This is a genomic window from Candidatus Pelagibacter sp. HIMB1321 (genome assembly GCF_900177485.1).
GTDB lineage: Bacteria > Pseudomonadota > Alphaproteobacteria > Pelagibacterales > Pelagibacteraceae > Pelagibacter.
On the sequence record NZ_LT840186.1, the window covers coordinates 647,446 to 674,355 of the forward strand.

Consider the following 26,910-nt stretch of genomic DNA (forward strand, 5'->3'; position numbering starts at 1 on the left):
AACATATATATTATTACAGTATGCTCACTCAAACTCCAATATGTGATTTTGGTAAAAAAGCTATTCCATTCAAATTAAAATCTACTGAGGGTAAAATTATTTCATTAGAAGAACTTAAAGGTGAAAATGGAACATTAGTTATGTTCATTTGTAATCACTGCCCATATGTTAAAGCAATCACAAAAGATATTGTTGAAGATTGTAATGAATTAAAAAAAATTGGTATTAACTCAGTTGCAATTTCTTCAAATGATTCAACTAATTATCCTGAAGATTCTTTTGATAATATGATTAAATTTGCAAAAAAAAATAATTTTAGTTTTCCATATTTAATTGATGAAACTCAAGAAATTGCAAAAGCTTATGATGCAGTATGTACACCAGACTTCTTTGGATATAATAAAGATTTAGAGCTTCAATACAGAGGTCGTTCGAGAGAATTAAAAAACCTTGTTCCAGTAAGAGATGGTAAGAGTGACTTGTATAAAGCTATGAAATTAATTGCCGAAACTAGTAATGGTCCAAAAGATCAAATCCCAAGTGCTGGCTGCAGCATTAAATGGAAATTTAATTAATGTATTTAGTAGTAACTAGATCCTTTCCTCCTGAACTTGGGGGGATGCAAAGTTTAATGTGGGGTTTATCTAAAGAACTATCAAAAAATTATTTAATTAAGGTATTTGCAGATTACCAAGATGGTCACAAAGAATTTGATGAAAAAGTAAATTTTTCCATCGAAAGAGTTGGTGGAATAAAATTTTTAAGAAAAATCAGAAAAGCACAATTAATTGATGAGGTTACAAAAAATAATCAAGTGGAAGGAATTATTGCTGACCATTGGAAAAGCTTGGAAGTGCTTAAAAATAATAAAAAAAAATATTGTTTAATTCACGGAAAAGAAATTAATCACCCTCAAGGAAGCAAATTAAACTCTAGAGTACTTAAAGTATTAAATAATGTTGAAAAAGTAATAGCTAATTCAAAATATACAAAAGATTTAGCAGTTGAAATTGGAGTTAATGAGGAAAAAATTATAGTTATTAATCCAGGTGTCGATAAGGTTGTAGAATTAGATAAAAAATCTCTAGAAAAAGTTGAAAGTTTATTAAAAATTAAAACACCAAGATTAATTACTGTTTCAAGGTTTGATAAAAGAAAAAATCATGAAAAAATTATTATGGCTCTTAGAAATCTTAAACAATTGTATCCTGATATTGTTTATCTTTGTATTGGATATGGTGATGAGGAAGCAAATATCAAAAGATTAGTTAAAGAACTTAATTTAGAATCTCAGGTAATGTTTTTTAAGGATATTTCAGATAATTTAAAAAATGCATTAATAGCAAAATCAAATATTTTTGTTATGCCATCTATAAAACATAAAACTTCTGTTGAAGGATTTGGTATCGCTTATATTGAGGCTGCTCAATATGGTATTCCATCTCTAGGTGGAAAAGATGGTGGTGCTGCTGATGCTATTGAGCATGACAAAACTGGTTTAATATGTGATGGAAATAATTTAGATGAAATTTACTCATCATTAAATTTAATGATTGAGAATAAGAAATATTTAGAATTTGGTAAAAATGCAAAAGAATTTGCATCAAAATTTACTTGGGAAAAAACAATAGAAGAATACAAAAAAATTATTCAATCTTCTAAAACTTAAAAATCTGAGACATTCGTTCAAAAACCTTTTCTGCTGAAAGTTTTGATAAATCTGGTGCTTGTATTGCTTTAAAATTTTCTCTTTCAATACTAACTTTAAAAGGAGTTGTGTGAGAACCAAACAAAGCAATTCCTTTTGAACCTAAGTGAGCTGTCATATGAGCAGGTCCAGTATCATTAGCAACCACAAATAAACTATCTTTAATCAATCCAGATAATTGTGAAATATTCAAAGCTTTACCATTATCCAAAACACATAAAGCATTTATATTTTTTGCATCTTCAATTTCATCTGGTCCAGGTGCAGTAACAACTTTAAATTTATTTTCAAATTTTTGATTAATGATGCTGATTAAGTCATTGTAATAAGGCCATTTCTTTGAAGTTAAATGAGGTGAGCAAAAAGGAAAAAGTATTATGTATTTATCTAGTTCATAATTTTTTTTTATTTCTGAAATATCAACCGTACTCCATGAAAAGTCTGGTTTCATTGTATGATTGGTATCAATTCCTGAAGACTTTAACTGATAATCAAATCTTGAAAGAACAGAGTCTTTATCAAAATCTTGTTTTGTGGTTCCTTCTGGTAATGTGGTTTCAGTGGATGACCATATTTCTTTTGAAGCTTTTGGAGATAATATTCTTTTATAAAAAGCTGTTCTACTCGAGTTTTGAAGATCGTAAACTTTAGAAAAAGAATATTTCTTCAGCTCACGCATTAGAAAATATAAGTAAATTAGATTATATCTAGGAAGCCTTTTGTCTAAAATTACGCCCTTTAAGAAAGGATTTTTTTTAAATAAATCAAAATATGGTTTTGTAGTTAATAAATACACATCATCATTTTCATGATTTTCACAAATATCTTGAATTGCACCACTAGCTTGAGCTATATCTCCTAATGATCCATGTTTAATGATTAATATATTAGACATATATTATTTAACTTAACATAGTATCAAATATTATGAATAAAATTTTAGTTGAAGTTTCAGTTGGTGAACTCTTAGATAAAATTTCAATTTTAGAAATTAAACAGGAAAAAATTAAAGATCCTGAAAAACTTAAATTTATTAATGACGAACATTCCATACTAAAATCTCAATTAGAACAAAATGTTAAAACTGATGAAAAATTAGAAAAACTTTTCCAGTCTTTAAAAGAAATTAATTCAAAACTTTGGGTTATAGAGGATGACAAAAGACTATGCGAAAAAGAAAAAAATTTTGGGGAAAAATTTATAAAACTTTCTAGAGATGTACATTTTTTAAATGATGATCGAGCTAAAATAAAGCTTGAAATGAACAATCATACAGGTTCAAAAATAAAAGAAATTAAAGAATATACTAGTTACTAAAACTATATTTTTTTTCTAAAAATTTGATTAAGTTGTGAATACAAAAAGTCATAAATAGATAAATACTTCCAGCAACAATAAACACTTCAATTGGTTTAAATGTTGTTGAAATTATATATTTAGCAACCCCTGTTAGATCCATTAAAGTAACAGTGCTTGCAAGTGATGTACCTTTAAGCATTAAGATAATTTCATTTCCATAGGCTGGTAAAGATTGTCTAATAGCAATTGGAATTTGGATTTTATAAAAAATTATTTTATCTGAAATACCAAGACTTTTACCAGCTTCTATCAGTCCTATTTTAATAGTCTGAAAAGCTGATCTTAAAATTTCTGAAGTATAAGCGCCTGTATTTAATGAAAAAGCAATTATTGCACACCAATAAGGTTCTTTAATGATTGCCCATAAAAATGTTGATCGTAAATATTCAATTTGAGCTAATCCATAATAGATTATAAAAATCTGAACAAGTAGTGGCGTTCCTCTAAATAAATATGAATATCCATATGCAAATTTATTTATAAAAATATTTTTATTTAATCTTAGAATAGCAAATCCTAAACCAATAATTAGACCTATTATTAAAGAACTTATTAAAAGTTTTAATGTAACTAATGCTGCTGGAAGTAATTTTGGTAAACTATTTAATATTAATTCTAAATCCATATTAATAGCCCCTACTATATTTTAGTTCTAACCTATTAATTAATTTCATACTTAAAAAAGTAAGTAAGAGATAAAGAACTGCAGCAAATGAATAAAAGAATAAAGGATCTCGTGTTGAGCCTGCTGCAATATAAGATTGTCTCATAATTTCAACTAAACCTGTCACTGAAATTAATGATGTGTCTTTTAGAGTAATTTGCCAAACATTACTTAAATTAGGAATGGCAAGTCTTAAAACTTGTGGGAGTATAATTTTATAAAATTGAGTAAATTTACTAAGACCTAAAACTTTAGCAGCTTCAAACTGACCTTTGTCAATTGATTGAACTGCACCTCTAAATACCTCTGTTGAATATGCTCCTGAAATTATTCCAATTGCTAATGAACCAGTAATAAATGCATTTATTTCAATATATTCATAATATCCAAATATTGATGCTACATACATTATTGCACCACTACCTCCAAAAAAGAAAAGATAAATTACGAGTAGTTCGGGAACACCTCTGATAACTGTTGTGTAAAAATTTCCAAAAAAATTTAAAAATTTAAGTTTTGATAATTTTAGTGGTGTAAAAATTAAAGCGAAAAAAAAACCAATTAACATTGCTGTTATTGAAACAGCGATTGTCATTAAAGTTGCATAGAATAACTCATCACCCCAACCAGTTTTTCCAAATACAAGAAGTTCCATATAGAAAAGGCGGTTAATAAATTAACCGCCATTTCAAAAATTTAATTACATAGAAGCATCAAAGCCAAACCATTTGATTGCAAGTCGAGAAATTACTCCATCTTTTCTTGCTTGATCTATAGCTTTATTAAATGCTCTTAAAAGTTCAGCATCTCTTTTACCCATAGCTGAGTCTTCACCCATTTGAGCTGCTTGTCTCAAACCAACACCAACTCCATTTCCAAATGCACCACCTGAAAATGTTGGACCAACTAATACAACAGGTTTTCCAGATTTTTCAGCATAATCAACAAATGCTACTGCTGCAGCTAAAGCAACGTCACATCTTCCAGCTTCTAGGTCTAAATTAACCTCATCTTGAGTTTTGTAAGTTCTTAAATTGATTTTACCTACATCACCAGACTCTAAGAAGTTTTGATGAATTGTTCCAGTTTGAGTACAAACTGTTTTTCCAGCTAAACCAGCTTCAATTGTTTTTAAAGCTTTTTTTGCAGCACTATCAGGCTTTGTAAGATTTATTCCAGCAGGAGTTTCCATACCTTCTAAATCAGATCCTTTCATGACAGCTAATGAAGCAACTTCGTCTGCATATCCTTGTGAAAATGTAATTACTTTTTTTCTTTCATCAGTAATTGACATTCCAGCCATGATCGCATCATATTTTCTTAATTGTAAAGCAGGTATCATTCCATCCCAATCTTGCTCAACAATTTCACATTGTCTCCCAATATATCTGCAAAGTGACCAAGCCAATTCAACTTCAAAGCCAATTAATTTTCCAGCTTCATTTTTTGAATTCCATGGAGGGTAAGCGCCTTCAGTTGCAATCTTAATTTTATCAGATGCATTTACATTTCCGATAATTAATAGAGATGCCAAAACTGAAAAAATAGTTTTTTTAAATTTATTCATTATTTCTCCTAATTAATTTAATAATTAATTATTCCATAATTTGATGATTTTAAAAAGAAAAATTAATGATTGATGGATGATGAAAAATTCCAAGAACAATCAAAACTTGGGATATATACTCTAGATAATTTAGTATTTCCAAAATGATGGTTAAATACATTTAACCAGTTATCAACTTGTTGAGGTTTTTTGTCTTGAGATCCAACTTGTGCAGTAATTACACCTTTTGGTTTTAGTATTCTTACAAGTGAGTCCATATTTTTTGCCGCTAAATCAATACAAAATTGATCATCATTTAAATCTACAAAAATATGATCATAAGTATCATCTTCTACTGACTTTATACTCTCAAAAGCATCTCCCCAAACACATTTAACTGAATTTTTTTCTGTAGATTTATTACCAATTTCACCTAAGTGTTTATTGCATACATCCACTACTTCTGGATCTAATTCATACCAATCTACGAAATTAAAATTTTTTGAAATACATTCTCTTGCAACACCTCCATCTCCACCACCAATTATTGCAGCTCTTTCATTTTGTTGATTTAGTTTAAGTCCAGCTCCAACAAAAGTTGAGCTATAAAGATGTTCATCATTACTTGCAACTTGGATCTCTCCATCAATGAATAAAGATTTACCAAACTGTTCTAATTCTAATATTTCAATATGTTGACCAACTTTAGATTTAAAATCTTCTAAAACATCATTTACTACATAAGATTTTTGCAAACCTGGCGAGCTATAAATGTCGTGATAAAGAGATTTGGTATCTCTGTTAAATTCCTTTTTAACAATTCTTTTATGTTTAAATTCTTTTTTAACAATTTCTAAAGCTATAGAGGGGCTAACTTTTCCACATGTAAAAAAATCAAAACTTATTATTCCTTTTTCAGGGAATGTGTGAAAGCTAATATGACTTTCCGCAAGTAATGCCAAAATTGTAAAACCTTGTGGTTCAAATTTATACTTAGAGATATTTAAAATTGTAACTTTTGCGGCTGCTGCGATTTCTTTAATAACTTTCTCGTAGATAGAAGGATCGTATTCTTTTGTTGTACCAATAATATCTAAAGTAATATGCTCACCAACTTTAGTCATAAAACTAACCGCTTTTATAATTTTTTACTTTATCTAAAATTTTTTTCATTTCTTGAAATGAAAGAATTTTAGGTTCGCCCATCTTTAAAGCAATAACATATTGATAGCAAATATTTTCTACCTCTTGAGCAAGTTCAAAAGCTTTGGATAAATTTTCACCAAAAGCAACTTGACCGTGATTAGACATCAAACATGCTTTTCTGTCTTTTAAGGCTTTAATAATATTCATTGATAACTCGTGTGTACCAAAAGTGGCATATTCAGAGCATCTTATATTTTCACCTCCTGCGAGAGCAATCATGTAATGAAATGGTGGTATTGATTTTCTATGTGTAGAAATTGCAGAAGCATGTGGTGAATGCGCATGAACAATTGCTTTAGCTTCCCATTTATTTTTATAAATATCTTGATGAAATCTCCATTCTGAAGAAGGATTTTTTCCAGAATTGAACCACGCTAAAAAATCTTTCTCTTCATCCAAAGAGAGAAATACTATATCTTCAGGTTTCAGGCTTTCATACTTTTTACCAGAAGGAGTAATAAAAAAACCTTCTTTGTCATCTTCAAAACCTCTAACTGAAATATTTCCAGATCTTAAAGGAGATAAATTTGTTGTATTAAGTTTAATTGAATACTCAATTACTTCTTCTCTTTCTTTTAAATTTTTCATTTAAATAAATTATTTAATCCCTCTGAAGAAGCATCACAGATCCCTTTTTCTGTAATTAATTTTGTTACATACTTTGCTGGCGTTACGTCAAAAGCTAAATTTAAAGATTTACTTTTTTTTGAATAGATTTGTATCTTTTTAATTTCTCCCTGATTATCAAAACCTTCTATATGTGATAATTCCTCAGAATTTCTCTCTTCTATTGGAATTTGATTGTGATCTTTAATCGTCCAATCAATTGTTGAGCTTGGTAACGCCACATAAAAAGGAATATTATTGTCAAAAGCTGCTAGAGCTTTTAAATAAGTTCCAATTTTATTACAAACATCTCCATTAGATAAGGTTCTATCTGTTCCAACAATACACATATCTACTTCTCCTCTTTGCATTAATATGCCACCGGTATTATCTGCTATTATTGTATTATTTATTCCCTCTTCATTTAATTCAAATGAGGTTAAATTTGCACCTTGGTTTCTTGGTCTTGTCTCATCAACCCAAACATGAACTGGAATACCTTTTTTATGTGCATGATAAATTGGAGATGTAGCTGTGCCCCAATTAATTGTAGCGAGCCATCCTGCATTACAATGAGTTAAAATATTAACTGTTTTATTTTTCTTTTTATAAATCTCTTCAATTAAAGTAAGTCCATTTAAACCAATTTCATTACAAAATTTTTCATCTTCATCACAAATATTTTTTGCTTCATTAATAGCAAGTTCTAAAATTTTATTTTTTTCAGCAACAATTAATTTTGCCATCATTCGATCTACAGCCCATTTTAAATTTATTGCTGTTGGTCGAGAATTAATCAATTCTTCAGATGATTTTTTTAAAAAACTTAGATCGTTATTCTCTATAACCGACAAGACTAATCCGTAAGCTGCAGTAGCACCAATTAGTGGAGCACCTCTAACTTCCATGATTTTGATAGCATTAACAGCATCATTGCAAGTTTTAAGCTTTTTTATTTCAAACTTATGAGGAAGCTTAGTTTGATCTATAATTTTAACTAAGTTATTTTCAAACCAGATGGTTTTGTAATTTTTACCTTCAATTTTCATTTATTTAAAACTCGGCCTGCGACAGTGCCAAGTTTTTTAATGGTTTCTTTAGTTCTTTTTTCTGGAGATGTTATAATTGCAACATCTAAACAATTATTTGTTGGATCATTTGGATCAATATGGCTTTGATAGTTATCAATCAAATTTTTAATCATTACTTTAGCTTTTTCAGCATTACTTAATAAAATTTTAATAACTTGCTGAACATCAACATTTTCATGATTTGGATGCCAACAATCAAAATCAGTAACCATTGAAACAGATGCGTATCTAATCTCTGCCTCTCTTGCAAGTTTAGCTTCTGGCATATTGGTCATTCCAATAACATCTGCATTCCAAGATCTATATAAATTAGACTCTGCTAAAGTTGAAAACTGAGGTCCTTCCATTACAACATAAGTCCCATTTCTCTGATAATCTATATTTGATTTTTTTATTGCATCTTCACAAGCATTCATAAGACCATTTGAAGTCGGATGTGCCATTGAAACATGTGCAACAATTTCATCTTCAAAAAAAGTTTTTTCTCTTGCAAAAGTTCTATCAATAAACTGATCAACAATTACAAATTTACCAGGTGGTAAATTTTCTTTTAGAGATCCAACAGCTGAAACAGATACTATATCGCTCACACCTAATTGTTTTAAGGCATCAATATTTGCTCTAAAATTTATTTTTGTTGGTGAAATAAAATGACCTCTTCCATGTCTTGGAAGAAAATATACTTCATTGTCATTGTATTTGGTTTTAAGTATTTCATCAGATGGTTTTCCCCAAGGGGTATCAAGAAGAGAAATTAGTTCTCTTTCTTTAAATTCTTCAACATCGTATAAGCCACTACCACCGATTATTGCTAATTTATTTATTGTCATAACCAAAATATAATTTAATTATAATTTATACTTATGAATTTAAAAGAACATATTAGATCAATTAAAGACTATCCAAAAAAAGGAATATTATTTAGGGATATAACAACATTAATTAAGAATGAAAAAGCTTTCTCTGAAACTATTGATCAAATAATAGAAAGATCTAAGAAATATAAGATTGATAAAATTGCAGCAATTGAATCACGGGGTTTCGTTTTTGCCTCCGCTGTATCATATCTCCTAAAAAAACCTTTCATTCTATTGAGAAAAAAAAATAAATTACCAGCAGACGTGCACTCTGTAGATTTTGAATTAGAATATGGAACTGCGACTATAGAAATGCACAAAGATTCAGTTGAAAAAGATGAAAATATTTTAATCATAGATGACTTAATAGCTACTGGGGGTACAGCCGAAGCTGCTGCAAAACTTGTAGAAATTTCAGGTGGTAAAGTATGTTGTTTTATTTTTGTGATAAACTTATTTGATCTTAAAGGGTCAGATAATCTTATCAATAATGGCTACAAAGTTGAAAATCTTATAAATTTTCCAGGGCACTAAAATTATATGGAAAAACTTAATCCACTGAAGAAAATATTTAATAAGTTTTATTATGAACTTTTTATAGAAAATTTTAAAGAAAAGGTAGTTTATGATTTCCCCCAAGATTACTTTAGATGGGATTTAATTGATTACTTAATTAAAAAGTATGATTACAAAGATTATTTAGAAATTGGATGTGATAGAGATCAATTATTTTCAAGGATCAAATTAAAAAATAAAATAGGAGTAGATCCTTATAGTGGTGGAAATGTAAGAAAAACAAGTGACGACTTCTTCTTAGAAAATAATAAGAGTTTTGATTTAGTATTTATTGATGGCTTGCATACTTACGCTCAAGTTAAGAAGGATATCTTAAACTCAGTCAAATTTTTAAATACCAATGGAATAATACTAGTACACGATTGCTTGCCAGACACAATGTCTAAACAAGCTGTGCCAAGATATAAAATGCAGTGGAATGGAGATGTTTGGAAGGCAATTGTAGATTTGAGACAGAATCCAGATCTAGATATCTATACATGTGAAATGGATCAAGGCATCGGTATAATTAAAAAAAGAAATAATACTTCAATATTAAAACTTTCGACTGAAATAGAAAAACTTAAATTCAAAGATTATTTTAATAACTACAAAGAGTATATGAGAGTTATAAATTTAGATGAGTTTAAAAAAAAGTTTTAATAAAATTTTGGTCTATACCAGGAACTTTTCCCAATTATAGCATTCAGTAAGCCTAAAAATCTAAAAAGATTTTTTATCATCTTTTCTCTATTCATTAGCATCAAATTAAAAATAAATTTCAAAGAGAGAAATAAAAGTTGGGGAAAAAATTTAATTATTGCTGATAAATGAGAATTATTTTTTTTATAAAAATAAAAACTCGACCACATCCAATGCCAATTTCTACATTTTTCAAATTCAAAACCTAAGTTTGATGATTGTGCTGCTAAATGTTTAATTTTAGCAGTTTTAGTTACATAAATTGAATACCCTTTTTTTACTAAACGTTTGCATAAATCAATTTCTTCTAAATAAAGAAAAAAATTTTCATCAAATTTTCTAATACTTTGAATTTTTTTAATATCAACTAGCATTGCAAAACCCTTAACATAACTAACTTTGAATTTTTTTTTTGTTTCAAACTTTTTTAAATCATTAAAAAAACCATAATTTTTATCATTTGATATGGGAGCTAGAATTGAAAGATCTGAATTATCAATTTCATTGAGTGTTTTTAATAATTCATTTTCACAATTTCTTTTTAAAATAGTGTCTGGGTTTAAAATGAATAGATATTTAGTTTTACATAGATTTATAATTTTATTATTACCAGCACCATACCCAATGTTTTTCTTTGAAAGTATAAATTTGATATTTGGAAATTGAGATAAAATTTTTTTTTTTAAAGTAAGATCGTTTGAATTATCAAAAATAATAATTTTTTTGATTTTTTTTATGCTTTTTAAACATTCAAAAATAACCTTTTCACTGTTAAAAGTAACTATACCAACGGTTATATCTTTGAAATTCATTTAAAAATTTTTCATTATATTATAAGAGTAATCTTAAAAATGAATAGAAATATCATTGTTACAGGCGGTTTAGGGTTTATTGGAAGTAATTTAATAGATTTGCTAATTAAAAAAAAATATTTTGTTATCAATTTAGATAAGGTTACTTATTCATCAAATTTTTATAATGTTAAAGATCATTCAAAAAATTATAAATTTATTAAAACTGATATTGGCAACAGACTTAAAATTTTAAAAATATTAAAAAAATATAAGCCAAAATTTATCTATAATTTAGCTGCAGAAACACATGTAGATAGATCTATCGATGGCCCAAAAAATTTTATCAACAGCAATATAGTTAGTTTATTCAAATTTTTAGAATGCTTAAGAAGTTTCTATAAAAGTAATAAATCATTTAAATTAATCCATATCTCTACTGATGAAGTCTATGGAGATATTTTGTATGGAAGATCAAATGAAGATTACCCTTATAAACCAAGTTCACCTTATGCAGCTTCTAAAGCTGCTTCAGACCACTTGGTCTATTCATATTATAGAACTTATAAATTACCTTTTTTAGTAACTAATTGTTCAAACAATTATGGACCTAAACAACACCCTGAAAAATTAATTCCTAAACTGATATATAATATTTTAAATAACTTACCTTTGCCACTTTATGGAAATGGAAAAAATTCTCGTGAGTGGCTGCATGTTGCAGATCACTGCACAGCCTTACATCAAGTTGCTACTAAAGGAAAACCAGGTGAATTTTATAACATTGGTTCTGGGATAAACTTTTCAAATTTTAAAATTACAAATTTACTTATTAAAATTGCTAAAAAATATATGGCTCTTGGTAAAGATACAAGAATTAGGTTTATAAAAGATAGACCTGGACATGATGTTAGGTACGCATTGAATAGTAATAAAATTAAAAAAGAAATAAAATGGAAGTCAAAAATTAAAATTGAAAAAGGTTTAGAAGAGACATTTAAATGGTATTTAGATAATAAAAAATATTTTATGACAATAAAAAAAAATCATATTACTAAAAGGTTGGGTAAAGGATGATAAGAAAAGGTATAATTCTTGCTGGTGGTCTTGGAACAAGGATGAGTCCTTTGACTAAAGCAGTCAATAAACAATTACTCCCAATTTACGATAAACCTCTAATTTTTTATCCACTTTCAATACTTATGTTGGCTAAAATTAAAGAGATCTTGATCATCGTTAATAAAGGACAGTTAGATCAATATAAAAAAATTATCCCTGATGGCAAAAGACTTGGAATAAAGATTGAATATGCGGAGCAAGAAAAACCTAAAGGTCTTCCTGATGCTTTTATAATAGGAAAAGAATTTATAAAAAAAGAAAATGTTGCACTAATTTTAGGCGATAACTTCTTTTACGGTCAATCTTTAACCACGATGCTTAAAAAATGTGTGCAATTAAAAAGTGGTGCTAAAGCCATTCTTCATAAAGTGGCAAATCCTGAAAAATTTGGAGTCGCTAAAGTAAAAAAAAATAAAATATTATCTATAAAAGAAAAACCCAAAAAATTCTTATCTGATCTTGCAATAACTGGTTTATATTTTTTTGATAATAATGTTGTAAAATATGCATCAAAATTAAAACCATCAGCTAGAAATGAATTGGAAATCACTGATATTTTAAACGAATACAAGAAAAAAAATAAATTAAGTGCTGATTTTATTGGGAGAGGTGGTGCTTGGTTAGATACAGGTTCAATTGATGATTTTTATAAGACCACAAATTTTGTATCTGCAATAGAAAATCGTCAAGGATTTAAAATTGCCTGCATAGAGGAAATAGCTTTTAACAATGGTTGGATTAAAAAAAAAGATATTCTTTCCTCAATAAAATTTTATGGAAAATGTGACTATTCCAAATATCTCAAAAAAATAATCTCTTGATGATTATAAAAACAAAATTTAAAGATCTTTATCTTATTAAAAATAAAGCTTTTCATGACAAAAGAGGATATTTTAAAGAATTAATCCGGGAAAATATAATAAAGAAAAAATTTCCCTTCCATGTAATGTCTTATTCAAAAAAAAATGTTTTAAGAGGTTTGCATTTGCAAACTAAAAATTCACAGGCAAAATTTATTACAGTAGTTAAAGGTAGAATTTTTGATGTCGCCGTTGATTTAAGAAAAAAATCTAAAACTTACAAAAAGGTTTTTTCTTCAATCTTAAGCGAAAAAAACTCAAAATCTATATTTATACCAGCAGGTTTTGCACATGGATTTCTCTCTTTAGACAAAGAAAACTTCATTGTTTATAGTTGTAACCATTATAGAGATGAAAAATCAGAATTAACAATTCAATATAACGATAAAAGTTTAGAAATTAAATGGCCAAAAAAAAAATTTATTCTCTCCGAAAAGGATAAAAATGGAATAAGTATTTCAGAATTTGAAAACAAAAAAAAATGAATGATAAAATTTTAGTAACTGGTGGAGATGGAAGGTTTGCTAAGATTCTAAAAAAACAAAATATTTTATTAAATCTATTTTTTGCCTCAAAAAAAGAATGTAATATTTTAGACTTAAAATCCCTAGAAAAAATAATTAAGAAAATTAAACCAAAGATAATTATTCATTGTGCTGGTCTATCTAGACCTATGAACATTCATGAAAAAAATATTATTAAAAGTATTGATTTAAATATCATAGGCACAGCAAATGTTGTTAAAATATGTAAAAAATTTAAAATAAAGTTAGTTTATTTCTCAACTGGTTATGTTTATGAGGGCACTAAGGGCAACTATTCTGAAAAAGATCCAGTAAAACCATTTAATAACTATGGTTTATCTAAACTTGGTGGCGAATGTGCAGTGAAAATGTATAAAAACTCATTGATCCTCAGAATCACAATGACTGAAAAACCATTTAAATTTCAACAAGCTTATACAAATTTAAAGTCTAATTTTTTATTTCATGAAGATTTAGTTAAAATATTACCAAAACTTATCAATCAAACGGGTGTAATAAATGTTGGGGGAAAATCTCAGTCTGTATATTCATTTGCAAAAACTTTTAATAAAAAAGTTAAAAGTATAAAATCTCCTAAAACGAACAAACTTCCACTTAATCAGACAATGAATCTAAAAAAACTCAAAAAAATTCTCAAGAAAAAATAATGTTATTGGTAGCGGGAAGTGGGATCGAACCACTGACCTCGGGCTTATGAGTCTATCGCCATGAACCCTTGAGCGTACCTCTAGAACAATTACTCCTGTAAATGCTCTCTTTCCTTTCTAAGCATATTGAATCAAATTAAAGAATCTTAGTCAAGAACCAATGTCATTGACGCACTATTGGAGCAGGATAATTTAATATTAAGGGTGAGACTGCAGAAATTAATCTGCAGTCTCAGTTATGATCAAGGATTTTATATAAAAAAAACTATCTGAGGTTAAATAAATATATCAAATTTAAGTTATTTTTTAACCAACAATTATCTTGTTATTAAAAATGAAAATATTAAGATTTTGTTATGAATATTGAAATTTTAATTGCTGGAGCAATAAGACTTGGAAAAGAATTAGGACCAGGAAAAACAATTGTTACAATTCTCTGTGACAAATCAGACACATACAACTCGAAGATGTTTAATAAAGAGTTTTTACAGTCAAAAAACCTACCTTTTCCAAATTGGCTATAATGCACATAGCAGCATTGTAATAAAACAGTTACACTTTCATTATAGTTTAGTCTTAAGTTAACCTCAAAAAGGAGAACAAATGGAAAAAGAAATGTTAGTAGTTGCTAAATTAAAAGAAGGCATGTTTGAAAAATTTATGGGTTTCATGCAATCACCTGAAGGTTTAGCAGAAAGAGCAAAAGTTGCAGTAGTGGAAAAAACAATTGGAACAGTTACTCCAGATAAAAGTACAGTTATGTTCAAAATTTTCTGCACTGATGAAGCTGCTTTAAATAAGTTTATTGAAGGTACAGAAGTATCAAAACCAATCATGGATGCTGTTTTAGATAGCTATTCAATTTATAATTTAACAAAGGTAAAATAGGGGAAATATGAAAAACTATATGGTAACGCACACTTTTAAATCAAAAGAAATGAAAGATAAATTTAGTGAAACAGTAGCTTCTATGAAAATGGAAGATATTGTTAAATCAATGACAAGTGATAAAGCAGCATGTCAAATGACTTGGAATACTCCAGGGGATACTATGGAGATGTTTTGCTGGTGGAAAGGAACTGATCCTGAAGCTATAAAAAATCAACTAGGTCAAATGAATGATTTTTTTGAACCTCACAAATTCGTTGAGTGTAATGACGATGTAATGGATTACAATAAGTAATGAAAGCAATATATACAAGAACTATTGGCGTTTATGATCATAAACTAAGTGAAGCTATGGAAATATCAAAAGGCTTAGCTGAGGTAAGAAAGAAACATTATCCAGATCATGAGGTTTATTTTTCAATACAAATTGGTGGTAACCCAAGAGCTATAAGAGAAACAGTTATTGGTGAACACTTTGATGAAAAAGCAATGGAAAGAGATTCAAATATGTCCTCGGATCCAAAATATGCTGAACTTATGAAAAAAATGGAAGGTGTATTTAAAGAAGGAACAATGCAAGATGAATTTAGGATAATTTTTAATGATTAAAAAAACTTTTATAATTTTTGGGATTTTAATTTATCCATTTTGCTCAGTCGCAGAAACAAATGATCAAAAAAAATTGGTAGATTGTGCTGGAATTTATTACACTTATAGCATGATACCACAAGGTCAATTAGAATTAGACAAGATAGTTCATTCAATAGCTGCAAAAAAGTTTCTTAATTCTCATTTGTTAAAGACAGGACTTAACGAGGATAAGTTAAATAAGGATCTATTAGCTATAGTAGATGAGCTATATGGGCAACCTTATGAAGGAGATAAAGTTAAAAAATGTGATGATTTTGTCTACAAAACAATCTCAAATTCAAAAGAAGAAATACTAAAAATAGTAAACTCTGGAGTTTATTAAATTAAGAAAGGAATAATATGTTTGAAAAATTTAATGGAATAATTTTCTTTGCAATCTTTATAATTCATTTTATTGGGTTTGCTTATTATGGATTTAGATGTGTCTTTCAAACTAAATCCTTTTTAGATCAATATGGCATTGATGATACTGGTGCTGGAATGGTCAGATTTTTTGGATCAATATTTTTTGGCTCTGTAATTATGGCTATCTATGTTGGATTCATTAGACCTAATGGTTTAGATGATACATGGGCTTTTTTTAATGTAATATTCTTACAAAACCTTTCTGCGTTCATTGTTGGTTTTTATAATACAAAAATAAATAAACTTGGGCATACAGATAAAACTTCAGATGAAGCTATCTATGCTCCATTAGTTTTAACAGTTCTTAGTGCACTAATGTGCTACGGCTTTGCAGATAAAATTTATATAACTTACTAAAAGGAGATATATGTCAGTGTTAGAAAAATATATAAGCGCAATAAAAAATAAAGATGAAGCAACTTTAAATAATCTCTTGCATGACGACTTTAAATTTATAATGCATAAATCAGGAAATTCTTTAAGCAAAAATGATGTAATCAAATGGGCAATGAGCGGTGATATTAATCAAGAAAAAGACAGAATTGTCTATGAAAATGATGAAGTTGGTGTTCATCACTCGTTTGTAACTTTTAATGATGGTAACAAAGAAGCTGTGATGGCAGTTTATAAATATAAAGATGGAAGAATTATTTCTTTAGAAACTGGTGCAACAAAACTTTCTTAATCAGTGAAAGAAATAGATTTTTATTTTTCTATAGGTAGTACTTATACTTATCTCTCAGTTACAAGAATTCTTGATGTTGAAAATCAATATCAAGTTAAATTTAATTGGAAACCATTTAGTGTTAGAGCAATTATGAAGGAAATGAATAATATTCCTTTCCCAAAAGACAAAATGAATAAAGTTAATTATATGTGGAGAGATATTGAAAGAAGATCAGCTGGATATGGTTTTTTTGCAAAAACACCTGTTCCTTATCCACTTTCTGAATTTGATTTAGCAAATCAGATAGCAATTCTAGGTTTATCTAATGGATGGGGTATTCAATATGTAAGATTAAGCTACAAAAAATGGTTTCAAGAAGGAAAAGAGCCAGCGATAGAACCAAATATATCTGAAGTTTGTGATGAATTAAAATTAGATAAAAATGAAATAATTTCAAAAGCAAAAAGTAAAGAAATAGAGACAGAATATTTAAACAATACTGAAGGTGCCAGAAAACTAAAAATATTTGGTAGCCCTACACTTGTTGTTGGTGAAGAAATCTTTTGGGGTGATGATCGTTTAGAAGATGCTGTCAAATTTTCTAAAAATTAAATGATTTCTAAAAAATATTCTAAATTTTTATTTATTTTTTTAATGGGTTTTGGAATGAGTTTGATGATGACACTAATTATAACTTTTATAAATACAGGTTATGATGAGCTTTATTTTAAAAGATTTTTAAAAGCTTGGTCAATAAGTTTACCAGTAGCAATGATAGCAACAACAATAGTAGCTCCGTTAGTGCAAAAATTTGTAGATAAGATTACCAACAATTAAAAGATAAAAAAAATAAATGGTTAAAGAAACAAACAAAATAAGAGCAAAAATAATAAAACAACAACAAATTTTAAAAGATAAAGTTACAAACTTTTTTGATTGGATAAAAGGTGCAGAATTAGTTGAGCTAAAAGAGTGTGATACATCAGAAGATCCTATAAGACCTGAATTAGATAACAAATTCAGAACTAATCATGGAAGAAAGATATTTGGGGTAAAATATAAAGGTGAAATACATGCCGTAATGTGTTTTGCATATACAAATAATATCCCAAAATCAGTAGAAGAATTAGATAAGCTAAGTCACGATGCATTTTTACAAAGCGCTCTTAGAGATCAAAATGTTGGTCAAATAGCTATTGCTTATACAGTTTGGTCAAAGAAAAAAGGTGGAGGGAAATTAATTGTTAAAGAAGTATTTAAAAAAATAAAAAAATCTAACCATCTAAATCGATTAGTTACACTCTCTCCTCTTACAGAAATGGCAACAAACTTTCATTCAAGAAATGGCGCAAAACTTTTGCAGATCAATGAAACTACTCAAAACTTTGAGTACGAAATAATAAAATAAGAAAAACCAATGTCATTGGAGCACTGTTGGAGAAGGAAATGATAAAATATTTTTATATATAATTTGTATTTTTGTTTATTTAAATTTTAATAGTAAGCATCCATATACCAACCAAAAACAAAGACAATGAGAAGATTTTGTTTAATATTTTAGAATATTTTTCATTTCTAAATTTTGCACCTATTAAGTCACCAAATAATGTCCACAGAGTAAATGACACGCAGTTATTAATTGTAAAAATTGTACTGATTAAAATTATTCTCATTAAGCTTTGAGAACCGTCTAAAAAGATTGTGAACATTAAAGAAATTATCACATAAGCTTTTGGGTTAAATACTAAAAGTATAACTCCATCAACAAAAGTACATTTTAAATTTTGATTGTTATTTTCATATGTGCTTGCCTTGAAGAATTTATAGGCAAGATAGATTGCATATAATGATCCAATTATCTGAATGTATTGATATTGATCATTAATAAATGAAAAAAATATATTAAAACCAAAACCTATAAGAAAAGTAACTATGATAGTTGCAAGATGATAACCAAAATTTGCTGATAAAGTTTTAGCAAAACCAAATCTGGCTCCATTAACTGCAAAAAACATGTTCCCAGGTCCTGGGCTAAAAGCCAGAGGAAATAAGAAAATTATTAAAGCTACTATTTCAATTAAAGTCATATTTTAATAGGTGATTAAATTTATACTATTCTTTAATTTATACCTTTATATTTTTTTTATACATTCTCATCCATTTTCAAATATCACAATTGCGTCAAGTTAAAGAATCTTGTTCAAGAACTAATGTCAAAGAACTGTAGGAAACTATAGGCTTAACTATTTTTAATACAAATTATGTTTTAAAGAATTATACTTTTTTTATAAAACCAATGGCTGCACCAACAGCTGTTAGAAAACCAGCTAAAGGTAAAATTACAACAGCGTATTTCTTTGGCATATAATTTTCTTTAAACTCTATACCTTGCATACTAATTTCAAAATACCACATCTCCCAATATTTACCTCTCATACCTTCTACAAGCTCAATTCCATAAACAATTAATACTATACCAATAATCATAATCATAATTTTCCAGAATTGTCGTATGTACAATGAAACTCTCTCTGGTAATTTTTCATAAATCAAATTTAAAGCAACATGCTCATTATCTCTTGCTGTTAGAGAAAGTGCTATAAACATTAGCCAAATATTACTTAATACTGTAAGTAAATCTCCCCAAACAGGAGGGTTATTAAAAACATATCTCATAGTAACGTTGTAGAGAGTAAAACCAACCATTGCCGCTAACAAGACTGAGCACATAGCTTCCAGGAAACGGTGTACGAAACTGTCAATTTTGTTAAAAAAAATTTTCATTTCATTAATTGCTTAATAAATTTGGAAGAAACATTGTTAGTTCTGGTACAATAAGTATGAAAAATAATAGTAAAAATAATCCAACCAAATAAGGTATTAACGCAATAGCAACTTTTTCAAGACGAACCTGTGCTATTGTTGCAGATGTAAAATAAGCAACACCCACAGGTGGTGTGACTGAGCCAATTAAAAAGCCAACTATAACAACTATAGCTGCTTGTACTTCAGGAAAACCAGCTTGAGCCATAACACTTACTAACACTGGTCCAACAATGATAATATTAACCGCAGAGTCCATTACAGTTCCTAGAAGAAAAATAAATAATATTAGAGCTAATATAAATAATATTGGAGAGTCTGCTAAACTTAAAAGCCAAGTTTCAAGATCTCCAATTGCTCCTAAAGATGTAAGTAACCAACTAAATGGTCCTGAAGCTGCGATTATAATAAAGACCATCGCAGAATTACGAAATGCTCGACGAAAAGCACCTGTACAATCCTTCCATTTAATAGTTCGATAAACAAATACACCTGTAAATAAAGCAACCAAAGCAGTTATGGCACCAGCCTCAACAACTGATGCTATACCTCCCATTACAGAACCAACTAAAACTAAAGGTATTAAAAGAGCAAATGAAGAACGATACAATTCTTTTCCAGCTCGACGTGCAGAGAATGGTTTATCGCTTCTCTCAAAGTTGTATTTAACTGCAAAGTAATGATTGATTATCATAATCACAACGCCAATCAAAATACCTGGAACAATCCCAGCAGCAAATAAAGATGCAATTGAAATCTCAGTTGCATTTGCAAGTACAATCATCATGATACTAGGTGGAATAATCCCTCCTATAGTGGAACTTACTCCTGTAACAGCAGCTGAAAATGCAGCAGGATAACCAGCTTTTTTCATTGCTGGTAAAACTAATGCTCCTACTGTAGCTGTATCTGCTACTACAGAGCCATTCATTCCTGCAAAAAACATACTCACAAGAACATTTACCTGAGCCAAACCACCTCTTATACGTCCAATTAGCGCTCTACTTAAAGCAACTAAACGGTCAGTAATCGTAGCACTTGTCATTAATTCACCTGTCAACATAAAGAATGCAATTGCGGTCAATGGAACCGAGTCAATTGCAGTAAACATTTGGCTAGGAATTAAAACAAGAGGAACAGCATCAGTTAGTAAAATATAAACAAACGGTATCAGTATTAATATAAAACCAATAGGAGCACCCAATAAAATTAAAAAAAGGAGCACTACAAGTAAAATAATACTTTCCATTGATATAAATAAGTTATGTCTTGTTTAAGGTAAAGACCATCTAATTCTTCAATTGAACTAAATGGTCTCTACATTTTTTTTAAAAGATTTATAAAGCTCCTGCCGCTTCTAATTGAGCTACAAATCCATCCATGCCTTGTTCTAAAAGCACTCTTTTTGCTATTTCTGGTTCAAAAGTACCTTTGGCATCTAACCAGGCACCAATTGCACCCGCTCTCCACTTTGTCATTTCCGCTTCTGATGGCACATACCACTCTTTAGCAGATGCTTTAATTGCATCTTCACCATTCTTGATCCAAGCGTTATCTAACTCGTTTACTTTTTCTCCATAAGCATCAGCTGCTTCATGTAACCATTTTCTTTGTTGATCAGTTAATGCATTATATTGTTTTGCGTCCATTGCTAGAATATTTCCTGACCACATTCCTCCAATTTCAGTGAAATATTTTGCAACTTCATGAAGTTTTGCAACATGTTGCCAAGGACTAGCTACATACTGACCTTCAACTACACCTGACTGAAGACCTTGATACAATTGAGCCCAATCATAAGGAGTTGGTGTTGCACCCCAATTTTTAACTAACATGAATTCTACTGGACTTTTTGTAGTACGCCATTTTAATCCCTTCATATCGTCTGGAACACGAACTGATTTAGTTGCATTTCCTAGCTGTCTAAATCCTCCACTTGAGTAGACAGAAAGACAAATATGACCTGCATTTTCAAGCGCAAGTTTGCATTGTCTCTCAGCTAACCACTCATCTGATATTCTTTTGGCATCCTCTAGTGATTTGAAAATAAAGGGTAAATCAAAAATTGCTAACTCTGATCCAAAATTACCATAATTAGCAGTTGAACTAGTCCATAAAGCTATAAGGCCTTGATTAGCTTGTTCACCACATTTCTGTTCAGCACATAAGCTTCTTTGATAGTGTGGTTCAATTTTCATTTTACCACCAGATGCTTTCTCCATAGCTGGTATCAGAGCTTGATCTATAGCATCACCTATTGGCATTCCCAATCTACCAGTAGTACCAAGCTTAAGAGTAACTTCTGCTACAGCTACTTGAGAAAAGAAAGCAATTGCAAAAACTTTAAGTAGTATTTTGCAAAGTTGTTTACTTTTATTTATTATCATTTTTTCTCTCCTATTTAATATTATAGAAGTCTAGCTTAATTCTTTTAAGCAAGTCAAAGAAAATAATTTAAATATACAGCTTAGTTTTTTAAGATTTGAGAGATTATTGGTGGCTAATCCAAATAGTTTTTGTTTGAAGAAATGAATTTAGCGCTTCAGTACCTTGATCTCTTGACAATGATCCTGATTGTTTATAGCCTCCAAAGGGAGTCTTGATATCTCCTTCTGAAAAAGTGTTTACCGAAACTGTACCACACGGAAGACTCTTAGCTAAATGAAACGCACGATTTATATCACGTGTAAAAACACTTGCATGCAATCCATATTTTGAATTACTTGCAACCTTTAAAGCTTCTTCATCATTTTTAACTGTTAATACTCCTAAAACAGGTCCAAATATTTCCTCTTGAGCAATAGTCATATTCTCTTTAAGACCATCAAATAAAGTAGGTTTAGCAAAAAATCCTTTTTGTTTTATTTCGGAAGTTCCACCTAATAAAAGTTTAGCTCCCTCATCTATTCCTTTTTGAATGTACCCATCAACTGTTTGTAAATGACCTTTTGAAATCATGGATCCCATATTAGATTTCAAATCTAATGGATCGCCTACTTTTAACTTTTTTACTCTCTTAATGACTTTATCTAAAAACTCATCTTTAACTTTTTTGTGAACTATTTGCCTCATATTTGCAGAACAGTTCTGGCCTCCGTTCCAAAAAGCAGAATTAATTGCGTTATCAATTAAGTCATCATTAATATTAGCATCTTCTAAAACTATAAATGGACTCTTACCGCCCATCTCTAAGGCAACTGGTTTTAAATTACTTTCGCTTGAATATTTTAAAAAATATCCTCCAACCTCTGTTGATCCGGTAAATGAAACTGCATCAACATCCTTATGTCTACCTAATGCTTCACCAACATCTCCATATCCTGGTAGAACATTTAATACACCATCTGGAATTCCTGCTTCTTTTGCAATTTGCGCAACTCTAATTGCAGTTAGGGGGGTATCTTCAGCTGGTTTAATTATGACAGAACACCCTGCAGCAAGAGCTGGTGCCATTTTCCAAACTGCCATCATTAGAGGGAAATTCCACGGTACAATACCCGCTACAACACCAATTGGTTCTTTAACGATTAAACTTGTTATAGATGGTTCTGTAGGACCAACTTTTCCAAATACTTTGTCAATTAATTCACCATACCATTGAAAATGCATTGGAGCGTCATTAGCAACTTCATTGATGCAATCTGAAACTAGTTTTCCTGTATCTACACACTCCAAAACAGAATTTTCATCTCCATGTTTTCTTAATAATTCAGCAAATTTTAATAAAACTTCTTTTCTGTGTTCAGGTGAGCTTTTTGACCATATACCACTATTGAAAGCTTTTCTTGAAACCTTAACTGCTAGATCAACATCTTTATGATTACATTTTGCTACTAGGCAGAGCTTTTCTCCAGTTGCAGGATTTATTGTTTCAAATTTTTTTCCATCAATTGCGTTAACATATTTGCCATTGATAAAAGCTCTACCCTCAAACTTAATTTTTTTTGCAATAGATTTATAATTAACTGCCATTTAATTTTAAGGTTATTATTAAAAATTTAAATTAGCAAGAATATTCATTAAAATTTTAAATTTCTGGAAAATTTTCTTATATCTTCAACTAAAAGGTCTGGTTTTTCTAAAGCAGCAAAATGTCCTCCTGCTGGCATTTCAGTCCACTGTTGAATATTGAATATTTTTTCAACATAAGACTTTGGTGGCCATTCAGACATTTCAGCTGGAAATATTGCAGCTGCTGTTGGAATTTCAATTTTTTTAAAATCTTTAGGAAAAAATCTTCCACCTTCCTCTCTTCTACCAAAATAAATCCAACTAGCTGTATCAAATGTTTTAGTTAAAATATAAACCATTATATTAGCTATCAATGTGTCTTTAGTATAAACGCTTTCAATATCATTATCTTTTAAATCAGACCAAGAATACATTTTTTCAATTATCCAGCTAGCTATGCCAACAGGGCTATCCATCATTCCATAAGCCAAAGATTGAGGTTTTGTTGCTTGTTGAGTCCTGTACCCATCTTGCATTATTTGATCTTTATCAAATTTTTTTTGCCAATTTCTTTCTTCATCATTTTCTGGTCCATCAGGATGACGCATCGTAAGGCAGTTTATGTGAATTGCTTTGCAGAAGTTAGAATGATCATAACCAAGCCAATTAGCAATAGTTGCTCCCCAATCTCCTCCTTGAGCTAAATAACCTTTATAACCAAGATTCTTTACCATCAATTTATTCAAAATTTCTGCCATTTTTCTTGGTCCAATTGGTTTAGATAGATTTTTTGAAAAACCAAATCCAGGCAAAGAAGGAGCTATGACATCAAATGAATCTTTTTGGTTTCCACCAAATTTTTCTGGATCAGTAAGTTTTTCTATAATATGTAAAAATTCAATTATAGATCCAGGCCAACCATGCATTAAAAGTAATGGTCGAGAGTTTTTGCTGCTCCCTTTTTTTTTAATAAAATGAATTTTCATACCATCAATGTCAGTAGTATAATTATTATACCGATTTATTTCTGATTGATGTTTATTCCAATCAAACTTGGTAATCCAATAGTCACACAACTCTTTTAAATAATTTTTATTAGTTCCATGTTCCCAACCGTCTAAATTTTTTATAGAATCCCAGGGATAGTCTTTTATTTTCTTATAAATCTTAGAAACTTCTTCTTGGGCAAAATTAACTTTAAATTCTTCAATCATTTTTAAAATTTTATGTTTAGATTATAAACTTATTTACACATTTAATAGTAGCTAAATAGTTTATTAAACAAATTAATGCTTGATAAAATTTAGAGCAAAAAAAACTTAAAAATTTAAAAATTATCCAATAAGTTGACAATTATTTATTGTAATAAAGTCTTTTACCATGACTAATTCTCATTGGAGCACTATTGGAGCAGATTGATATCGATCGTCTAGAATGGTAGCGGGAAGTGGGATCGAACCACTGACCTCGGGCTTATGAGTCTATCGCCATGAACCCTGCTCACCTACTCTAGAACAATTACTCCTGTAAATGCTCTCTTTCCTTTCTAGAAATATTGAATCAAATTAAAGAATCTTAGTCAAGAACCAATGTCATTGACGCGTATATGGAGCATGAATTGCAATGATTAGACTCTATAATTAGCATTTGTTAGTATTAAATATGAAGAAAGTTTTAGGTATCGTGGTTGTGAGTTTAATGTTGATTGGGAACGCATTTTCATTCGGATTACCAAAAGATGTAGGGTCAGGGAACTCGTATACAAAAAGTCTTGAAAGTGGCTTTAAAAAACATGGTGTTAGAATTGTTAAAAAAGAAGATGGTTTTCCAGTTAGGGCTGGAGAAAAATCTGTAAGATTTGAAGTCAGATTTGGAGATTGTGGAAAAGACAAACCTCCAGGAAAGTGGAGTGATTGCAAAAAAGATCGGCAAAGACACGAATTGAGTGGCAAAAAATTCAAAGGTGAAAAATGGACAGCCTTTTCAATTTATCTTCCAAAAGATTTTAAAAGTGTAGATCCTGTAAAATTAGCAATGGGACAATTCCATCAAAAAGGTGGTTCACCAAATTTAATGTTTCAATTTAACAATTATGGATTTTGGGCAGATAGACAGAGAGGTTTCATGACTATAGAACAAAAATTAATTCTTCCATATGGAGACATGATAGGAAAATGGAATGATATTTTAATACATGGAAATTTTACAAAAAAGGAAGACGGTTTTTTTAAAATTTGGGTAAACAATAAATTAAAATACGAATACAGTGGTAGAACTACATCAGGAAAACCAAGTTTTTTTAAATTTGGAATATACCAAACTTATGTCAGTAGGTATTCTCTTTATGAAGAAAGAACTTACCCAACTCAAATTGTTTATTTTGATGAAATTAGACATGGAAATTCACGAGAAAAAGTTGTGAAAGACTTATATTGAATATTAACTAAAAGTGATTAATTTTTAAATATTCTTTTCAATAAATTTTATAATGGCATCAGCTAATTCTTTTCGACTATCTTCAAACATATGGTTTTTGCCAGTTCCACATTTAGTATCTTTACTTAAATTTCCTGACTCTATTAATATAAATGCCGTAATTCCTAGATTTATTTCTTTTAATTTATTTTGTAATTTTTGAGCTGTTTTGTGATGTGAGTTATCACAAACATCTTTTATATGATGGAATATTCCAATAGGTAAATTTAGATCTTTAATTTTTTTTAACGGAACTTTAAGAGTATTATTTTTGACTGAACCGACTGCAGTTCCTGTAAGGATAATACCTGATATTAATTTTGAATTATTTGAAGAAGCAGCCAAATAAGCCATAGTCCTTGCAGCGCCAAAGCTTTGTCCTCCAAGCCAAATTGGTTTTTTGTATTTATCACTATAAAATTTTATAATACTTTTAATCCTATCTGCTTGATCGGGCTTGTATGCTGCTGGAGCATATCCATCAGATCTCCGTTGACTACCAGAACTAATATTGTAAGGATTATACATAACTACAATATCATATTTCCCCTCTACTTCAGATAATGGGTCAGTGCTAAAAAATTGACCTGTTCCACCTGACAACCAAATAATTATAGGTTTATCACTTTTTTCTTCCGCTTCGATAAATCTAGTAAGTGTTAAATCAAATTTTTTATCGCATTTTGGTTCATTGCACGGAACTATTTCTGAAAAACTAAAATTTGGTTTAAGTATTATTAAAAATATTAATAATAACTTTTTCATTTTCCTAGATTAACAAAACTAAATACGTC

35 protein-coding genes and 1 pseudogene are annotated in these 26,910 nt (G+C 29.3%); 20 read left to right on the top strand and 16 right to left on the bottom strand.

Annotation, left to right across the window (positions count from 1 at the left end):
* Nucleotides 1-20 precede the first annotated feature (20 nt).
* Both B9N70_RS03575 and B9N70_RS03580 read left to right on the top strand, forming a co-directional pair.
* Nucleotides 21-575, top strand: a complete 555-nt coding sequence (locus B9N70_RS03575) for a thioredoxin family protein (RefSeq protein WP_085114437.1) — start codon at nt 21-23, stop codon at nt 573-575.
* Nucleotides 575-1,669, top strand: coding sequence for a glycosyltransferase family 4 protein (locus B9N70_RS03580; RefSeq protein WP_085114438.1), 1,095 nt, complete (start codon nt 575-577; stop codon nt 1,667-1,669). Before B9N70_RS03575 ends, B9N70_RS03580 begins: the two co-directional genes overlap by 1 nt.
* Here B9N70_RS03580 and B9N70_RS03585 read toward each other — a convergent pair.
* Nucleotides 1,659-2,603, bottom strand: a complete 945-nt coding sequence (locus B9N70_RS03585) for a glycosyltransferase family 9 protein (RefSeq protein WP_085114439.1) — start codon at nt 2,601-2,603, stop codon at nt 1,659-1,661. The genes B9N70_RS03580 and B9N70_RS03585 overlap by 11 nt on opposite strands.
* A gap of 32 nt (nt 2,604-2,635) precedes the next feature.
* Here B9N70_RS03585 and B9N70_RS03590 point away from each other — a divergent pair, with 32 nt between their 5' ends.
* Entirely contained in the window at nt 2,636-3,025 is a 390-nt protein-coding gene (locus tag B9N70_RS03590; protein WP_085114440.1) for a DUF6165 family protein, read from the top strand.
* Here B9N70_RS03590 and B9N70_RS03595 read toward each other — a convergent pair.
* The 7 genes from B9N70_RS03595 to B9N70_RS03625 form a co-directional block, all read right to left on the bottom strand.
* A complete protein-coding gene (locus B9N70_RS03595) occupies nt 3,015-3,692 on the bottom strand; it encodes an ABC transporter permease (RefSeq protein WP_085114441.1) in 678 nt (225 codons plus the stop codon). The genes B9N70_RS03590 and B9N70_RS03595 overlap by 11 nt on opposite strands.
* A gap of 1 nt (nt 3,693) precedes the next feature.
* Nucleotides 3,694-4,386 (bottom strand): ABC transporter permease, encoded by a 693-nt coding sequence (locus B9N70_RS03600; protein WP_085114442.1) that lies wholly within the window; start codon nt 4,384-4,386, stop codon nt 3,694-3,696.
* Nucleotides 4,387-4,431: 45 nt separating this feature from the next.
* Entirely contained in the window at nt 4,432-5,298 is an 867-nt protein-coding gene (locus B9N70_RS03605; protein ID WP_085114443.1) for a transporter substrate-binding domain-containing protein, read from the bottom strand.
* A 62-nt stretch (nt 5,299-5,360) separates the two neighbouring features.
* Nucleotides 5,361-6,401, bottom strand: coding sequence for an adenosylmethionine decarboxylase (gene speD / locus B9N70_RS03610; RefSeq protein ID WP_085114444.1), 1,041 nt, complete (start codon nt 6,399-6,401; stop codon nt 5,361-5,363).
* Between the two features lie 4 nt (nt 6,402-6,405).
* Complete coding sequence (locus B9N70_RS03615; protein WP_085114445.1) at nt 6,406-7,071, bottom strand: class II aldolase/adducin family protein; 666 nt, start codon at nt 7,069-7,071, stop codon at nt 6,406-6,408.
* Nucleotides 7,068-8,138 carry an S-methyl-5-thioribose-1-phosphate isomerase gene (gene mtnA / locus B9N70_RS03620; protein WP_085114446.1) on the bottom strand — a complete coding sequence of 357 codons (1,071 nt, stop codon included), beginning with the start codon at nt 8,136-8,138 and terminating at the stop codon, nt 7,068-7,070. The genes B9N70_RS03615 and mtnA overlap by 4 nt, the downstream gene beginning before the upstream one ends.
* Entirely contained in the window at nt 8,135-9,010 is an 876-nt protein-coding gene (locus B9N70_RS03625) for an S-methyl-5'-thioadenosine phosphorylase (RefSeq protein ID WP_085114447.1), read from the bottom strand. The genes mtnA and B9N70_RS03625 overlap by 4 nt, the downstream gene beginning before the upstream one ends.
* 33 nt (nt 9,011-9,043) lie before the next feature.
* On the opposite strand from B9N70_RS03625, the gene B9N70_RS03630 reads away from it, so the two are divergent.
* Together B9N70_RS03630 and B9N70_RS03635 are read left to right on the top strand one after the other, a co-directional pair.
* On the top strand, nt 9,044-9,571 hold the full coding sequence (locus B9N70_RS03630; RefSeq protein WP_085114448.1) for an adenine phosphoribosyltransferase: 528 nt from the start codon (nt 9,044-9,046) through the stop codon (nt 9,569-9,571).
* 6 nt (nt 9,572-9,577) lie between these two features.
* Nucleotides 9,578-10,255, top strand: coding sequence for a class I SAM-dependent methyltransferase (locus tag B9N70_RS03635; RefSeq protein ID WP_085114449.1), 678 nt, complete (start codon nt 9,578-9,580; stop codon nt 10,253-10,255).
* Here B9N70_RS03635 and B9N70_RS03640 read toward each other — a convergent pair.
* A complete protein-coding gene (locus tag B9N70_RS03640) occupies nt 10,252-11,106 on the bottom strand; it encodes a glycosyltransferase (RefSeq protein WP_085114450.1) in 855 nt (284 codons plus the stop codon). The two genes, B9N70_RS03635 and B9N70_RS03640, sit on opposite strands and share 4 nt — an antisense overlap.
* Before the next feature lie 39 nt (nt 11,107-11,145).
* Here B9N70_RS03640 and rfbB point away from each other — a divergent pair, with 39 nt between their 5' ends.
* The 14 genes and pseudogenes from rfbB (at nt 11,146) to B9N70_RS03705 (ending at nt 18,275) form a co-directional block, all read left to right on the top strand.
* Nucleotides 11,146-12,162, top strand: coding sequence for a dTDP-glucose 4,6-dehydratase (gene rfbB, locus B9N70_RS03645; RefSeq protein WP_085114451.1), 1,017 nt, complete (start codon nt 11,146-11,148; stop codon nt 12,160-12,162).
* Nucleotides 12,159-13,025, top strand: coding sequence for a sugar nucleotidyltransferase (locus tag B9N70_RS03650; RefSeq protein WP_085114452.1), 867 nt, complete (start codon nt 12,159-12,161; stop codon nt 13,023-13,025). The genes rfbB and B9N70_RS03650 overlap by 4 nt, the downstream gene beginning before the upstream one ends.
* The gene (gene rfbC, locus B9N70_RS03655) at nt 13,025-13,549 is read left to right on the top strand and encodes a dTDP-4-dehydrorhamnose 3,5-epimerase (RefSeq protein WP_172819948.1); all 525 of its coding nucleotides are present in this window, start codon (nt 13,025-13,027) and stop codon (nt 13,547-13,549) included. The genes B9N70_RS03650 and rfbC overlap by 1 nt, the downstream gene beginning before the upstream one ends.
* Nucleotides 13,546-14,256, top strand: coding sequence for a sugar nucleotide-binding protein (locus B9N70_RS03660; RefSeq protein WP_085114454.1), 711 nt, complete (start codon nt 13,546-13,548; stop codon nt 14,254-14,256). Before rfbC ends, B9N70_RS03660 begins: the two co-directional genes overlap by 4 nt.
* 368 nt (nt 14,257-14,624) lie before the next feature.
* Nucleotides 14,625-14,780: pseudogene (locus tag B9N70_RS07065) on the top strand (cysteine synthase A); the annotation flags it as partial.
* Between the two features lie 79 nt (nt 14,781-14,859).
* The gene (locus B9N70_RS03665; RefSeq protein ID WP_085114455.1) at nt 14,860-15,144 is read left to right on the top strand and encodes a hypothetical protein; all 285 of its coding nucleotides are present in this window, start codon (nt 14,860-14,862) and stop codon (nt 15,142-15,144) included.
* Nucleotides 15,145-15,193: 49 nt separating this feature from the next.
* Nucleotides 15,194-15,439: a hypothetical protein gene (locus B9N70_RS03670; protein WP_172819949.1), complete on the top strand. Its 246-nt coding sequence runs from the start codon at nt 15,194-15,196 to the stop codon at nt 15,437-15,439.
* Nucleotides 15,439-15,753 (top strand): hypothetical protein, encoded by a 315-nt coding sequence (locus B9N70_RS03675; protein ID WP_085114457.1) that lies wholly within the window; start codon nt 15,439-15,441, stop codon nt 15,751-15,753. The genes B9N70_RS03670 and B9N70_RS03675 overlap by 1 nt, the downstream gene beginning before the upstream one ends.
* A complete protein-coding gene (locus B9N70_RS03680) occupies nt 15,746-16,117 on the top strand; it encodes a hypothetical protein (protein WP_085114458.1) in 372 nt (123 codons plus the stop codon). The genes B9N70_RS03675 and B9N70_RS03680 overlap by 8 nt, the downstream gene beginning before the upstream one ends.
* A gap of 17 nt (nt 16,118-16,134) precedes the next feature.
* Complete coding sequence (locus B9N70_RS03685) at nt 16,135-16,557, top strand: hypothetical protein (RefSeq protein WP_085114459.1); 423 nt, start codon at nt 16,135-16,137, stop codon at nt 16,555-16,557.
* Between the two features lie 10 nt (nt 16,558-16,567).
* Nucleotides 16,568-16,885: a nuclear transport factor 2 family protein gene (locus tag B9N70_RS03690; RefSeq protein ID WP_085114460.1), complete on the top strand. Its 318-nt coding sequence runs from the start codon at nt 16,568-16,570 to the stop codon at nt 16,883-16,885.
* Between the two features lie 3 nt (nt 16,886-16,888).
* Complete coding sequence (locus B9N70_RS03695) at nt 16,889-17,479, top strand: 2-hydroxychromene-2-carboxylate isomerase (protein WP_085114461.1); 591 nt, start codon at nt 16,889-16,891, stop codon at nt 17,477-17,479.
* Nucleotides 17,480-17,704, top strand: coding sequence for a DUF2798 domain-containing protein (locus tag B9N70_RS03700; RefSeq protein WP_085114462.1), 225 nt, complete (start codon nt 17,480-17,482; stop codon nt 17,702-17,704).
* 16 nt (nt 17,705-17,720) lie between these two features.
* Complete coding sequence (locus B9N70_RS03705; protein WP_085114463.1) at nt 17,721-18,275, top strand: hypothetical protein; 555 nt, start codon at nt 17,721-17,723, stop codon at nt 18,273-18,275.
* 79 nt (nt 18,276-18,354) lie between these two features.
* On the opposite strand, the gene B9N70_RS03710 is transcribed toward B9N70_RS03705, so the two are convergent.
* From B9N70_RS03710 to B9N70_RS03735, 6 genes are all read right to left on the bottom strand, one after another.
* Nucleotides 18,355-18,954: a LysE family translocator gene (locus tag B9N70_RS03710; RefSeq protein ID WP_085114464.1), complete on the bottom strand. Its 600-nt coding sequence runs from the start codon at nt 18,952-18,954 to the stop codon at nt 18,355-18,357.
* Between the two features lie 187 nt (nt 18,955-19,141).
* A complete protein-coding gene (locus tag B9N70_RS03715) occupies nt 19,142-19,651 on the bottom strand; it encodes a TRAP transporter small permease (protein ID WP_231909371.1) in 510 nt (169 codons plus the stop codon).
* A 4-nt stretch (nt 19,652-19,655) separates the two neighbouring features.
* The gene (locus B9N70_RS03720) at nt 19,656-20,939 is read right to left on the bottom strand and encodes a TRAP transporter large permease (RefSeq protein ID WP_085114465.1); all 1,284 of its coding nucleotides are present in this window, start codon (nt 20,937-20,939) and stop codon (nt 19,656-19,658) included.
* A gap of 88 nt (nt 20,940-21,027) precedes the next feature.
* Entirely contained in the window at nt 21,028-22,077 is a 1,050-nt protein-coding gene (locus B9N70_RS03725) for a TRAP transporter substrate-binding protein (protein WP_085114466.1), read from the bottom strand.
* A gap of 103 nt (nt 22,078-22,180) precedes the next feature.
* Nucleotides 22,181-23,662: an aldehyde dehydrogenase gene (locus B9N70_RS03730; protein WP_085114467.1), complete on the bottom strand. Its 1,482-nt coding sequence runs from the start codon at nt 23,660-23,662 to the stop codon at nt 22,181-22,183.
* A gap of 47 nt (nt 23,663-23,709) precedes the next feature.
* Entirely contained in the window at nt 23,710-24,855 is a 1,146-nt protein-coding gene (locus B9N70_RS03735) for an epoxide hydrolase family protein (protein ID WP_085114468.1), read from the bottom strand.
* Between the two features lie 448 nt (nt 24,856-25,303).
* On the opposite strand from B9N70_RS03735, the gene B9N70_RS03740 reads away from it, so the two are divergent.
* Nucleotides 25,304-26,077, top strand: a complete 774-nt coding sequence (locus tag B9N70_RS03740; RefSeq protein ID WP_085114469.1) for a heparin lyase I family protein — start codon at nt 25,304-25,306, stop codon at nt 26,075-26,077.
* 24 nt (nt 26,078-26,101) lie between these two features.
* Here B9N70_RS03740 and B9N70_RS03745 read toward each other — a convergent pair whose 3' ends face one another.
* Nucleotides 26,102-26,881 carry a hypothetical protein gene (locus tag B9N70_RS03745; RefSeq protein WP_085114470.1) on the bottom strand — a complete coding sequence of 260 codons (780 nt, stop codon included), beginning with the start codon at nt 26,879-26,881 and terminating at the stop codon, nt 26,102-26,104.
* Between the last annotated feature and the right edge of the window lie 29 nt (nt 26,882-26,910).